The organism is Elusimicrobiota bacterium, assembly GCA_041658405.1.
Taxonomy (GTDB): Bacteria; Elusimicrobiota; UBA5214; order JBBAAG01; family JBBAAG01; genus JBBAAG01.
In genome coordinates this window covers 1-13,521 of sequence record JBBAAG010000080.1, presented here as the reverse complement: position 1 = coordinate 13,521, position 13,521 = coordinate 1, and the positions used below count along the sequence as shown (strand labels likewise).

At 38.8% G+C, this 13,521-nt stretch carries 11 protein-coding genes; 1 reads left to right on the top strand and 10 read right to left on the bottom strand.

From position 1 onward, the window contains the following. Positions 1-939 (bottom strand): proton-conducting transporter membrane subunit (locus tag WC955_11335; GenBank protein MFA5859642.1); only part of this gene is annotated, 939 nt, incomplete at its 3' end. A 76-nt stretch (positions 940-1,015) separates the two neighbouring features. Then, positions 1,016-3,427: a sodium-translocating pyrophosphatase gene (locus WC955_11330; GenBank protein ID MFA5859641.1), complete on the bottom strand. Its 2,412-nt coding sequence runs from the start codon at positions 3,425-3,427 to the stop codon at positions 1,016-1,018. A gap of 132 nt (positions 3,428-3,559) precedes the next feature. Here WC955_11330 and WC955_11325 point away from each other — a divergent pair, with 132 nt between their 5' ends. Next, a complete protein-coding gene (locus tag WC955_11325) occupies positions 3,560-4,546 on the top strand; it encodes an alpha/beta fold hydrolase (GenBank protein ID MFA5859640.1) in 987 nt (328 codons plus the stop codon). A 23-nt stretch (positions 4,547-4,569) separates the two neighbouring features. On the opposite strand, the gene WC955_11320 is transcribed toward WC955_11325, so the two are convergent. From WC955_11320 to WC955_11285, 8 genes are all read right to left on the bottom strand, one after another. Beyond that, positions 4,570-5,322, bottom strand: coding sequence for a M23 family metallopeptidase (locus tag WC955_11320; protein ID MFA5859639.1), 753 nt, complete (start codon positions 5,320-5,322; stop codon positions 4,570-4,572). 48 nt (positions 5,323-5,370) lie between these two features. Further along, entirely contained in the window at positions 5,371-6,027 is a 657-nt protein-coding gene (locus WC955_11315; GenBank protein MFA5859638.1) for a DUF4276 family protein, read from the bottom strand. 2 nt (positions 6,028-6,029) lie between these two features. Further along, a complete protein-coding gene (locus WC955_11310; protein MFA5859637.1) occupies positions 6,030-7,103 on the bottom strand; it encodes an AAA family ATPase in 1,074 nt (357 codons plus the stop codon). Between the two features lie 31 nt (positions 7,104-7,134). Continuing rightward, positions 7,135-7,905 carry a radical SAM protein gene (locus WC955_11305; protein ID MFA5859636.1) on the bottom strand — a complete coding sequence of 257 codons (771 nt, stop codon included), beginning with the start codon at positions 7,903-7,905 and terminating at the stop codon, positions 7,135-7,137. Beyond that, the gene (gene tcmP, locus WC955_11300) at positions 7,905-8,810 is read right to left on the bottom strand and encodes a three-Cys-motif partner protein TcmP (protein MFA5859635.1); all 906 of its coding nucleotides are present in this window, start codon (positions 8,808-8,810) and stop codon (positions 7,905-7,907) included. Before tcmP ends, WC955_11305 begins: the two co-directional genes overlap by 1 nt. Positions 8,811-8,816: 6 nt before the next feature. Continuing rightward, entirely contained in the window at positions 8,817-10,220 is a 1,404-nt protein-coding gene (locus WC955_11295) for a restriction endonuclease subunit S (GenBank protein MFA5859634.1), read from the bottom strand. A gap of 2 nt (positions 10,221-10,222) precedes the next feature. Beyond that, positions 10,223-12,694, bottom strand: coding sequence for an N-6 DNA methylase (locus tag WC955_11290; protein MFA5859633.1), 2,472 nt, complete (start codon positions 12,692-12,694; stop codon positions 10,223-10,225). A gap of 94 nt (positions 12,695-12,788) precedes the next feature. Then, the coding region (locus tag WC955_11285) for an extracellular solute-binding protein (GenBank protein MFA5859632.1) at positions 12,789-13,521 on the bottom strand (733 nt) is incomplete at its 5' end.

Sequence of the window (13,521 nt, the reverse complement as noted above, 5' to 3'; positions counted from 1 at the left end):
TAAACCTAAGAAAATAAATCCTATCTGGCTGATAGTTGAATACGCGATTATACGTTTGAGGTCAGTCTCAACAAAAGCCGCACCTGCAGCGACTAACGCGCTGAACCCCGCGATTAACGGCACAGCGGTAGTCCATATTTCGTCGATACTGTATGTAGCGAGGAATAACCGCGCATAAACGTATACGCCTATCTTAACCAGTACCGCTGCGTGCAGCAATGCAGTAACCGGTGACGGTGCAACACCCGCATCTGGCAGCCATGTATGAAACGGTAACGTTGCGGATTTTGAGAGTATACCAAACAGTATAAGCAATACCGCGAGGTTCGAGATCATGTAATTCTTGCCAGTATCACACACAGAATTGTAATCAAACGACCCGGTCTGCTGGTAAACAATGATGAACCCTAACAGCATTACTAACGCACCGAAAACGGTTACCAAAAACGACTTATTTGCGCGGTAAATATCACTTTTCCCGCGGTAAAACCCTATTAATCTCCAACTTGTGATACCGGTCAGTTCCCAGAAGATGTATAATAGTATGAGATTCGCTGCGAAGATTAACCCGATCATCGAACCCAGAAAAAGTACTACCATAAAATAGTACTCGTTTTGGTTATCATAATGGCTGATATAGTCAAATGAGTAAATCATGATAACAAAACTTATCAATGAAGACACTATCGCCATAAATATTGCTAACGGGTCCGCAACAAAGGTGAGGTTAAACCCTAACGGTAAGGAGTACATAAAACTTAACACTTCACCGCTGTACACCGAAGGTATGCACATCAAAGAAAACACGAGTGGTATCCCGATAAGTACCAGAGCTAACCAATTACGTGCAGCAGCGGAATATCTACCCACCAGCGGCAAGATAAACGCGCCAAGCACCGGCGTGAGTATCGCAAACAATAATGCCGTATCCGTAATCATACAGATTTTACCACGTAAACAACTTTCCTATCCCGCAACTAACATTGCCGCAGGACTATCTATACTTATACTTACCTTACTTCCCCGCTACCGTTGCGTCTACTTTCTGAGGTTCATCATCCTTTATAGCCATATCAGTAAACGATTTTACAACATAGAACAATGATACCCCAAAAAATATCAGGGCCAGGATCAGTTTTAGTGTTAAATCAAGTTCTATTGCCAATTCCAACGCAAGTAATCCAAATAACGTTGTGAACTTAATAATAGGATTCATCGCAACTGACGACGTATCTTTAAACGGATCACCAACAGTATCCCCGATAACTGACGCAGCATGTAATTCCGTCCCTTTTTGTTTGAGGTCAACTTCCACGATTTTCTTTGCATTATCCCACGCACCACCGGCATTCGCCATAAATATTGCCTGGTACAACCCAAAAAGCGCTATTGATATAAGGTATCCGATAAAGAAGAACGATTCAAAACATGCAAACGCAAGTGTGGTAAAGAATATCGCAAGAAATATGTTTAACATACCCTTCTGAGCGTACTGCGTACATATCTCCACAACTTTCTTACTATCTGAAACCGATGCGCGGTCTGACGCTTCGAGTTTAATATTAGCTTTAATAAACTCAACTGCGTGATACGCTCCGGTTGTCACCGCCAACATTGACGCTCCGGTAAACCAGTAAATAACCGCACCGCCTGCCATTAAACCAAACAAAAATGGCGGGTATAGCAAAGATAAATTAGCAATCCCTTCCGTCAACCCGTTCGTGAGTAACACTATTATTGAGAATATCATAGTCGTAGCGCCAACCACTGCCGTACCTATAAGCACGGGTTTGGCGGTAGCCTTAAACGTATTCCCGCACCCATCATTTTCTTCCAGGAAAGTTTTTGCTTTCTCAAACTTCGGTTCAAACCCAAAATTTTTCTTAATATCTTCACTAATATTCGGTATACTTTCGATTAATGACAGTTCATAAATTGACTGCGCATTATCCGCTACGGGACCGTAAGAATCCACTGCTATCGTCACAGGCCCCATCCCGAGGAACCCAAACGCCACTAACCCGAACGCAAACACTGACGGTGCAAGCATTAACGAATCAAACCCTAACATACTAACCATATACGCAATAATCATCAACCCAAGTATTGTTAAGCCCATCCAGTACGCACTGAAGTTACCGGTAGTCAATCCTGCAAGTATATTCAGTGACGCCCCGCCCTTACGTGAAGAATTCAATACATTCTTCACAAACGCAGATTTTGTTGAAATAAAGATCTTTACCCCTTCAGGAATAACCGCCCCGGCAATCGTACCGCAGGTAATTATTAATGACAACTTCCACCAAAGCGTAGGGTCATTATTAAGGTTGCTTATTAATAAGTATGATACAAGGAAAGTCAATGCGATTGATACAAGCGAGGTTATCCATACAAGACTCGTTAACGGCGCTTCAAAGTCCATTTTATCTACATTCTTGAACTGCGCTTTCGCGATTATATCATTAATCCCGTATGACGCAGCGCTTGCAATCAACATCATCACGCGCATAACGAATATCCATACCAATAACTGTACCTGAATAAACGGATCCTTTACAGCAATAAGGATAAACGATATTAACGCAACACCAGTAACACCATAAGTTTCAAACCCATCAGCCGTTGGGCCAACTGAATCCCCTGCGTTATCACCGGTACAATCCGCAATAACTCCAGGATTGCGTGCATCATCTTCTTTAATATTAAACACAATCTTCATAAGGTCAGACCCGATATCCGCGATTTTCGTGAATATCCCGCCAGCCATACGAAGTACTGACGCGCCTAACGACTCACCGATTGCAAACCCAATAAAACACGACCCTGCGTACTCTGCCGGGATGAACAGCAGGATAGATAGCATAACCAAAAGTTCAATACTGATTAACAACATCCCGATACTAATCCCCGCGCGGATCGGTATTTCGTAGACCGGGAACGGTTTACCCATAATACTTGCAAACGCAGACCGCGAGTTCGCTAAAGTATTGACTCTCATCCCGAACCACGCAACAGCGTAACTGCCAAGTATACCCACAAAACTGCAGATAACAATTATCGCGACCCGTCCCACATCGAGATGGCGCAGTACACCGAAGTATATCACCATTATCACTGCAATCAATACTTCTAATATAAGAATAAACTTCCCTTGTGTGATAAGGTATGTCTTACATGTTTCGTAGATAAGTTCAGAAATTTCGCTCATTGACTTATGTACCGGCAGATTACGTAACGTTTTATACTGCCAGAAACCAAACAGTAAGCCCAGAACGCATACTCCGATACCCCAGAGTAACAATGAATGCCCTGTCATTGAACCATAAGCAACCATATTTAAGTCAGGAAGAACAAGGTCAGTCTCACTGGCAAACGATACCGCTGCGGATAAGAACACCATACCTAATGAAATTAACAACTTTTTCATACCTTAACACCCACTCCTTTTCTGTTTACCCACCATTATTTACAACTGAAAGTATATATTTTACTCTTTCCAAAAAAATATTCAAGTATTTTCTTTGTATAATGTTTTTATATGATAAACAAACATTTTAGTATGATCTTAATTTCCCTTCTTTGTATCCAAATACACGTTTTACCAGTAGCAGGGGAAAGGTTTGATACACTAAGAAATACGCTTCACCCGATTGAGTCACCTTTTAAGGGACAAGTATATAATAAGGATACCTCCAGGTATTTATCGTACTATAACATCGACTTCCCGGCTGACAGCGGGCAATTCGTATTCGGCACGATGGACCTTGCAGGGTACAAACTGCCGGTACAGTTTTATATACCCAAGACCCCGCGGGCAATCGTTATTGTACTTCATGGGTACCAGAACCACGCAGGCACCATGAAAAACCTTATCACCCATCTTGTTACTCACAACTACGCTGTTGCGTGTTACGACCTTCCAGGGTATGGTTTAGCATCTGATGTACACATTAAAGGCGATTTTTTTGGGGAGTACCTCAAGTGCTACACCAGTTTTGTAAATAAATGCACCGAACTCTTCACCTACGACATTTATACTATTGGATTCAGTATGAGCGGCGGGGTGGTAGCAGAAGCGTTGATCACAACACCGGGGATAAATATAAAAAAAGCTGTATTAGCCGCACCGCTGGTACGTTCTCAACTATGGACACTCTCAAAGATGGGACACTTTTTCGCTAATCCATTCTTCAAAATAGTACCCCGTATATTCCGTAATGATAGTTCGGACCACGAGTTTCTCAGGTTTCAACGTTCCGACCCTTTAGAAACACGGGTGGTGCAAGCAGACTGGGTACGTTCATTATTTGAATACGAAAAACGTATGGTCTCATACCCTGAGACTGAAGTACAACCCAAAACACTTATCTTGCAGGGAACCTCTGACATTATTGTTGAATGGAAGTACAATCTCAAAATCTTAACCTCAAAGATTAAAGACGTAAAGGTTACCTTACTCCCCGGAGCGAACCACCAGCTTTTTAACGAAAGTGTTGAGTACCGCGAGAAAGCATTGGATGCAGTAACCACCTTTTTTGAGGAATAACAAACACTATCTTTAAAGATACACTATCTTTTATGTCCCGGCCTACACAATTTGTTATACACATTGACAGAGCTTAACCCCGCATTTTTGTCGTAAGACAGGCACATTATATGCAAATGCGTAGGCGACCTTGAGGGATACGCGTTCTTCCCTGTCCGCCCCATAGTACCAATCAATTTCCCCGGAAATATAACATCACCGGGTTTCACCTCAACTTTATCAAGATGCGCGTAGTACACAATCAACTGTTCACCTGGGAGAAAAGTGTACACATAGTTACCCCCGCGGATACCGCTGCTGGGTTGCCACCCGGTACTCACCGCAAGAACAATGCTGGTAGATACCGCGAGAACGTTTACCTGATGTCCAGTTTTATCGTCAATAGTATCCTGGTTTTTATCACGGATAAAAATGTCTACTGCCGGATGGCCGCCGTGCTTGTTACCATCATAAAAATTGTATCCTTTCGGCGCGTATCCAGTGTACCCGGGCTCGCCAATGTTTTTGATGCCGTATCCTTCAACAGGGAAGGTCCAGCGAGGCGAGACCGATTGAGTTGAGGTAATTACGGTAACTTCCAATCCATTCTCCGCACAATACTTGTTTAACTCAGGCAATAACTGTTTGACACACTGTTGTGCATCAACTCGGGATATTGTTCCGTCCCTCACTTGTTTCTCGACACGATCCCAGTCAGTGAAAGGTACTTCCGCAAACAAATTTGGGGTAGTTAGAGTTAAAAGAAGTATTAAAATATGAGTCCTGTAGAAAAACATTACATAATTTCCAATGCTTATGTTAATTACGCGTTTGAGAAAACATTTTTACAGATTTTCTAAAGTTGTGCACCAATCGTTGAAATGCTTACATTCCTTGCGAATATTGTCTAACCCTATCCTTTTTGTTATAAGCGGTCCATGTAAAGGTTTTTCGTATGAATGAAATATATTTTCTAGCCGTTTTGAAGGAGTAGTAGTTGGATTATCATTAATTTCCTCGGGCGAATGAAACTGTTGTTTTACTTTTTCAACATCCGCTACTTTTCTTACTTCGGTTAGTGCCTCTGCGGCCTCTTTGGGAGAAACAAATACCATAGCTTCAAACTCGTGCAATTGCAGGTACGGAAGAAACTTGTCATGATTAATATCATTCTTGAATAAAGCTTCAAGTGACATAACTCTTTCGAAACAATTAATTCCTTTAATTGATGCGCGGAACGGGACAAGTGATGAGAATCCGTAATAATCAATCATCGTTGTTACAACAATTGCATTAGTATCTTGAAGAAGGCGTAGAATATCGTTCTTCGTCTTTTGATAAGACACTATCCCCCCTTTAAAATCCGAACCTATTTTTACTCGTTTTGTTGTAGCAAGTACTGGTATACAATATAACCCTTTTTGGGAAAAACCGGGAATGAGGACATCATTAACAAACTTTTCTTCAGTTTGGCCTTCTACCAGAATTAACACTCTTTTCATAATTACGGCCTACCACCAATGATATTCTTCTCCCACAAATCTCCCAAACCATATTCTTCTAACCACAAATTGGTATCGTTCTGGCTTAACCGTTTAAACGTTGATTGCGATTCGTCTCTATCAACAACAATAATATTTTCAGGCTTGAATTGATTTACTAATGTTACTGATTGAGTTGATACAATCACCTGCGTTTTCGTTGACGCGCTTTTCAATAATCCTGCAAGTATTGTTATTGCAGACGGGTGAAGGCCCAGTTCCGGTTCATCAAGTAATACAACAGAGGGTAAATTGGGTTGTAATAGTAATGTCGCCAAACAGATAAAACGTAATGTTCCGTCTGAAAACGAATGCGCATTAAAGTATGCGTCCGAGCCTTTCTCTTTCCATTCTAACTGAATTTGTTGGTTATCGAACGGATTGTTACGTAAAATGAAATCGTCAAAAAACGGTGCAACCATCTGGATTGTATCTACGATATTGTTGTAATGCTTAGGATGTTTTTGTCTCAACAGAAATATGAAAGAAGCAATGTTAGACGCATCTGTTTTTAAAAAAACATTATCATTTACATTATTCAATTGTTTCATCTTTGAACTCGCGCTAGTATCATTGAAATGATACACTTTCAATCCGAGCAAGACATTTATTAGTTGTTTAACTCCGTTTCTTGATATTCCTTTTTCAATGTTTGTCTCTCTGTGTCCTTTACCCAATGATACACTTAACCGTGTTTTACGAATTGGACTTCGTAAAACCATATTTTCTTTTGAAAATATCAATAGGTTGTCTAAAGTAGGGGTACATACTATTTCGTAATCAATTTCTTTTAGCGACACTGTTACCAACAACTCATTTGTCGTTTTTCGGCCAAAATACAATAATGAATCCGCTCCACCTGACCTACCAATATGAACTTGAAAATTACGCTTAGCTAACTGGTATAGTAAACTGAATAAAGACATCAAATTGGATTTCCCGACACCATTCGCTCCGATGAGTACATTCAACGAATCCAGCTTTAAGTTCAGTTTTTTTATAGACTTAAACCCTTGTACTTCTAAACGATTGAGCATTTGTTCTTCTCTCCTCTGTCCTAATAATATTTTAGTGCTGTTGCGTACCATGTTTGATATGGTATTCAATATTGTTGTTTCCACAGAAATCTATCACTGTATCTGCCAAGTTATTATAATAATCTTTAACCAAGCTATACTCCGACGATTTAGCATTGTAATTAAGCCGGCCAAATATGATCTTGTCGACGAATGACACTGCGGTTAGTATTTCCATTAAATCTTGTACTGCAATGTTTGGTGTGGGATAAGGCTCCATACTCACCCATGTTTTGAAGCCTTTATCATGCAAGTGTCTTAGTGACTGGATTCTATCCGCGAATTTCGAGGTATTGGGTTCAAACTGTTTTCTAAACTTTTCGTTCAATGAGACCAACGTTATACCATATTCATTATTTGTACTGTACCCATTCCGTTTTGCAAGTTCTTTTGGGTAAGTACCTTTTGTTAAAGTTGTACACCGGATTCCGTTTAGGTTCAACAAATCGATAATTTCTAAACTAAGTTCTTGTATTTCGTCTTGTTGGTACATAAATGGGTCAGTAGAAAAACAGAGGTGGACATATTTTATTTTGTCTTTATATTTAGGTATTTCTTTATTCAATAATTGTATGGCGTTTGAAACAATCTTGGGTTTACACCAGTCTTCGTACGTTTTTACCACACCACACCGTTTTTTCATCATAAAAGCATAACAGGGATATTTGCATCCATGCGAACAACCTTCTACGTGGTTCAAACAATAATCGGCGTATTCTACACCGCTGTGATACAGTAATGATTTTCGTGTAATTGCTTGCATTAAAAAAGACTCCTATTTCCATATAAATCTTTCTTGATTACACTATTCCATAATTTCTGAGCCAATTTGTGTTTCGCGATTAAGATTAATGTATACATATTCACTTCTTTAGTATTTCTAACCGGGATTGAAGAAAGGCTAAGATCAATTTGTCCGTAAGGGTCAATTATCCCTAACCCTTCTTTTGGATATCCGATACCTAAAAGCTGCTCTTTGAAAATATCTATTAACGTTTTGTATATATTTGATTTTGAGTTTTGAACATTTTTTATCACATTACGCCATTTATTTGTACCTAAAAATTGATCCAAGATTGTGTCTTCCTGTTTTAACCAATTAGGAATATTTCTTTTCATTGCACCTATAGGAAAATGGATCAGCATATCCATTCTTTTTAGTTTTGCTAATTCTTTTAAGGTATCAAATTTCAATCCATCAGGACCAAACGGGTCTATATACGCGAAATGATACCTATACGGTTTCGTTAATAATTCTTTCAATAAATCCTTGACTAATAAATTTGAATCCCCTAATCTTAAAAAACAGTTTTTCGACAATTGTGTCCTTTTTCTTAAAGCGCTAAGATTCTCTTCCGAAATATCCAATAAATAATATTCATTAAAAGGGACTTCTAGTGATAATGCTCTCAAACACCCACCATCAATTTCTTTCTTGTCATCTTTAATAATACATTTCCCTGGACCAGAAAATAAATCAATGAATATAGCATTGCCTTCTTTAAAGAATTTTCTTCTTGCTTCTTGAGATGCATTTAAATACCTGGTCAAATAATCGTATTTTTCTTCAGCCCATGGACCGACACATTGAACAGTCAAACCATCCTCGCCCAAAATCGTATAGTTGTCATCCTTATCCTTACAATTGTCATGTTCACAATTTTTCATTGTCATTTATACCCCATTCCCGCATTTCCCATCAATCATATCTTCCACTTTTTGTTTGGCTTGTGTTAACAATTGTTTTGATTTCTCCCGAGCCGTAAAGGATTCAAGGCAAAGCTGTTCAATTTTATCCTGCACTTTTCCCGGTAAAATCGGAATTACTGTATTTCTCACTTGTTCGGGTTTCCAGTGGTTTATGATTGACCCGCCAGCATCGCGTTGTATCTGCATCTGCCCTATCATTGAATTAAGAAACGAACAAAGATATTCCTTCCTGATTTTTGATGATAATTGAAGACGTAAAATACCACTTGAAACTATACATTCAATATCGTTTTTTAAATGGTATGTGATACCCGGGGTGGCGTCTTTTGATAATAATATTTCACCTTTTCTGGGTTGATAATCCTCTTTCAGTTCTTTGTAGGTGGCCTCTGATAAGTACTGCTGATTATCGTTATTGATTTCATGTTTTGTTAGATTGCTTACTCGAATAAAAGGTTTTCCTTTTTCGCAATATTCAGCCCCGCCCGGTTCTATCCCTTTAACTAATTTACATAGTTGTCCTAATGTTTGACATGGATATTTTTTTAGGGCCTTTATTAATTGCTCATATTGAGGTTGATAATATTCGGCATCAATGCGGTTTACTGTTATTGTGTCGCCTGAATTTACTTCACAACAAATATCATTATCAAAATTTATCTTTGACAATCCCAACTGTTCCAAAAGCAAAGTTTCTGCTTGGAAATAGAGTCCTTTTGATTTTTCTATTAGAACAGTTGCTTTTTTAACAATTTCCTGTATATCTTTCTGAAATCCATTACTGAGGTTCGGTACTAATAAATACTTTAATTCCGAATACAATAACCCTGGGCGGGTCATCCCTGTGATTTTTCTATCATTCTGATATTTCCCATATTTACAGTTCAGGAAAGTTGATAAGAATTCAGGAAGCAACCTGTTTTGATTAGTCCGTATCAGTACTGAATGCTGATTTATATTTGCAGGCTCATTATAAGGATAAACACAGGATTTTCCATAAGATACTCCGGTTATAGTAAGTAAAACATCTTGCTGTTTTATTTGAGACCTCTTCAGCAATCTTTCATGAATTTCATTATCTATATAAACCACATCGGATAAATCCAGATAATTGGGCATAACATTTTGCACTCTTAGAAATGGCACTCCTTTATCTTTATAATTTGCGCCTAATGGAGTTGCTCCTCCTGAAATTGACTTGTCCTTTTCCAATAGAGTTTTCAAATATGAATATCCAAAAGCAAGTTGTTTTATTGCCTTCTCTTTTCTTAAATATTCCGGTTGATAATACTCCGCATCAATACGGGTAGCGCCTTCCAACTCAGAACTATTGATTATTGATATGTTATCAGCAACAATTTCCGGCATGCTTATTTCTCACCATACTCTTTAACTTTGATATCTCGACTAGTCACCATTTTAATCGGCATTACATACCTATACACATACTTATCTTCCCAGAATTTAAACTTCTGTTTCTTCGCAAACTCAATAAACTTCTCTGTAATAAAGTCTAAGTCGTGATCTAATACTAAATGCCCGTGTTCGTCAAGCATTGGTTCACCAATATCGTTCTTTTTGTACACATACTCCCCGGAATTATCTTTCCCCGACTTCTGCGAAGTTGCCATAAAAATAGGATACGACAACTCCTTCGCGCTTTTATCCTGTAACCAGTACTGATGAAATTCTTCCAGATCCTTCTCGTCATTTAGTACTATTCCCAACCGTCCAGTAAGTGTTTTAAGATTAAGCGTATATCCCTTTTCGTTCAGGCTTTTCTGATAAGCTTTAAGTTTTTTGCTTAACTCTTTCTTACCCTCTTTACTTAAACTCTTTATCTCGTTTTGTAATGATTCAATTTCTTCTTCTAAGTTATTGATATCATCCTGCAATTCCTCTGCGGTAACAATTTTCGGAACCCCGTCATTATTCTCATCATCTTCATTCACTTCCTGACTTTCTTCTTCATAATTACCGTAGTAATTGTTTAAGAAAGCTATCAAATCTTCTGGCAGTTTTTCAGGGTCAAGCTTTTCAGTATTTGCCAATTCTTTAATTTCAGACAAAAAAAACTGCCACTTTTTCTCGTACTTATTTTGAACAGCTAAAATTCTATTAAGTTCTTCCTCGGTATATTTCTGTAGGAACAACACGCTCGTTTTCGTTCCAGTATGCGGCTTAAAAGTGTTTCCATGCAAACCAACTACAGCAAGTATCCGCGCTTTCCGCATGATGAACTTGCGGATATACTCGTCATTCGTATTATTTAACCGACCCTGCGGTAAAACAATCGCCATTCTCCCACCAGGTTTTAAAAAGTTAAGGTTACGTTCAATAAAAAGGATATCCCGCCCCATTTTGGGTACAGTTTTACCCTTTCTTTCGGCTAACAAATAATTTTTCAGGATTTGTTTTTCTTTAATATTCCCCGCAAACGGCGGATTTGTGAGAAGAACGTCGAAATCGAAATATTTATAATTCCGTTGGTTATCCTCATCTTTTTCTCTTATATCCGGGAAACGCGTCAGCATAGGACGAAACGCCGATTTCCCTTCTTCATCCCATGACGAAGAATCCAGCGAGTTTAGTTTATATACATTACTCTTACCATCGCCAGCTATAAGGTTCAACGCTTTGGCAATTTTTACCGCGCGAGCATCAAAATCAATACCGTATACCATCTCGGAAGCGTACTCCGCTTGCTCGCGGGTCGGTCCATCTACCTTAAACTTGTCACCCCAAACCCAAAATATTGTATGTACCGTAAACCCGCAAGAACCTGCGGCGGTATCAATAACTTTTTCAATTTCATGTGGATTTAACATCTTTACTGCCATATCAATCACGTGCCGGGGAGTAAAATACTGCCCTTTCGCGCCTTTTGACACTTGTGTAACAAGATACTCAAAAGCTTCGTCAATCACTTGTAGATTGGAATTAAACAGTTTTATATCCTGCAAGAACGAAACACACGTTTTTAAATGGTTCGGAGTCAACTCTATCTTATCCATGGGACTAAACACGCCAGTCCACTTATTTTGCGCTTCTTTAAAAAGGGTATTAATTTTATCATACAATTCTGTCGGAGATTCGCCATAAATCCTGAAAAGTATCCTGTTATTCCGATTTCTAACACTTTTCGCTGCCCATTCGTCATAAAGTTTTGCGTACACTAGTTTGAACACTTCTTCAAACGCGTCAACCCCGGCGTTTGCTAATACTAAATCTTCAAGATCAAGAATAATACTTTTCAATGATAGCTTTTCTTTAACCAACTTATTTTCTTGAGTAAGCTTTTCTATAGTCCACAATTCTTTGATAACGTCTTGCAAAGACTGATCTACCGTAGGAATTGCCGATATATTAGTAAAAACATTTGGTTCTTCACGATGAAGAATAACTATTTCAGAACCGTTTGACCAAACTCCTATTGGCGAACCTTCTGCGTTGCAGTACGATTTCAGTTGTTCTATCCCGTCTTTACGGTTTGGCTTTTTAACTTCAATAATGATGTAAGGATGTTGAAGATCTTTATGTAATACGATAATATCGGCACGTTTATCGAAAACCCCGGAACCAAACCAAACGTCTTGTTCAATTTTGATACGTTCCTTTGGATACCCATAATCTTCCGTTAGTTGTTTGACGAACAATTGACGGACAATTTCTTCAGGTTTTGCCGGACGTTCTTTGTCAGAACCCAAACATTTTAGGTAAGGTTTCTCGTTTTTATCATAAACATTAAGCGATGTAATCTTGTTTTTCTCAAACAGCCTTAACCCGTGTTTAGTTTCCGTATTTTTGAAAATAATATCAATCTTTTTTTGTTCTTTTTCCATTAATAAATCCTTTTGTCAATTGATTTAACAAGATTATACTAAAAACAACACTACAAAACTTAATGTCATCTTTTTTATAGTTGTTAGACTTTAACTATTTCTCTGCGAGGCGTGCATTAATATTTTTTGCAGCATCCGTGAGCCCGGCTTTCACGCCTTTTTTCCCTACCCATATAAGATCAAGCTCATCCTGCCAAAAATGACTAAGCTCCTGCCATTGCGGTAAGTTCGGAGGTTGAATTGCATACTCCAACGCGCCGGTAAGAACTTTACGGTTATACCCGGTATCTATAGATTCAAAATACTGCGCTACTGTCATTAAGGACGGTTGTTTCTCAAGCTTATCCGCCATAATCTTCTGTGCTTCCGCGCTTAAGAGATATTTATAGAATAACCACGCTTCCTCAGGATACTTTGTGGTTGAAGAAATTGCGTAATTCTCAGTCCCAAGAATCGTTGCCTTACGTTTATTCATGGGTAACGGCGCGATGTCCCACTTAAAACTCTTTATAGGTTTAAGGTTTTGGATATCCCACGCTCCCGAGATCAGCATCCCAACTTTCCCGATAGTAAACATCTCAACATTGTTCTTATACTCATTTGGCAGTGTTTGCGGAGTAACCTTATACTTCTTCTGGAGGTCAACCAAAAACTGTAATGCTTCAATCCCCGCAGGGGAATCCACAACACTTTTTTTGAGATCCGGCGTAAACAACTCGCCGTTATTCTGCCAAATCCAGGGATAGACACGTGAACCCCAGAAGTCAATCATACACCCGTACTGGTCAACTGTTTTATCACCGTTAGCATCTATAGTAAGTTTTTTT

What these genes read in the sequence shown, in the direction of transcription:
- WC955_11330 (MFA5859641.1), bottom strand. Translation starts at nt 3,427, where the DNA reads ATGAAAAAGTTGTTAATTTCATTAGGTATGGTGTTCTTATCCGCAGCG.
- WC955_11325 (MFA5859640.1), top strand. Translation starts at nt 3,560, where the DNA reads ATGATCTTAATTTCCCTTCTTTGTATCCAAATACACGTTTTACCAGTA.
- WC955_11320 (MFA5859639.1), bottom strand. Translation starts at nt 5,322, where the DNA reads ATGTTTTTCTACAGGACTCATATTTTAATACTTCTTTTAACTCTAACT.
- WC955_11315 (MFA5859638.1), bottom strand. Translation starts at nt 6,027, where the DNA reads ATGAAAAGAGTGTTAATTCTGGTAGAAGGCCAAACTGAAGAAAAGTTT.
- WC955_11310 (MFA5859637.1), bottom strand. Translation starts at nt 7,103, where the DNA reads ATGCTCAATCGTTTAGAAGTACAAGGGTTTAAGTCTATAAAAAAACTG.
- WC955_11305 (MFA5859636.1), bottom strand. Translation starts at nt 7,905, where the DNA reads ATGCAAGCAATTACACGAAAATCATTACTGTATCACAGCGGTGTAGAA.
- tcmP (MFA5859635.1), bottom strand. Translation starts at nt 8,810, where the DNA reads ATGAAAAATTGTGAACATGACAATTGTAAGGATAAGGATGACAACTAT.
- WC955_11295 (MFA5859634.1), bottom strand. Translation starts at nt 10,220, where the DNA reads ATGCCGGAAATTGTTGCTGATAACATATCAATAATCAATAGTTCTGAG.
- WC955_11290 (MFA5859633.1), bottom strand. Translation starts at nt 12,694, where the DNA reads ATGGAAAAAGAACAAAAAAAGATTGATATTATTTTCAAAAATACGGAA.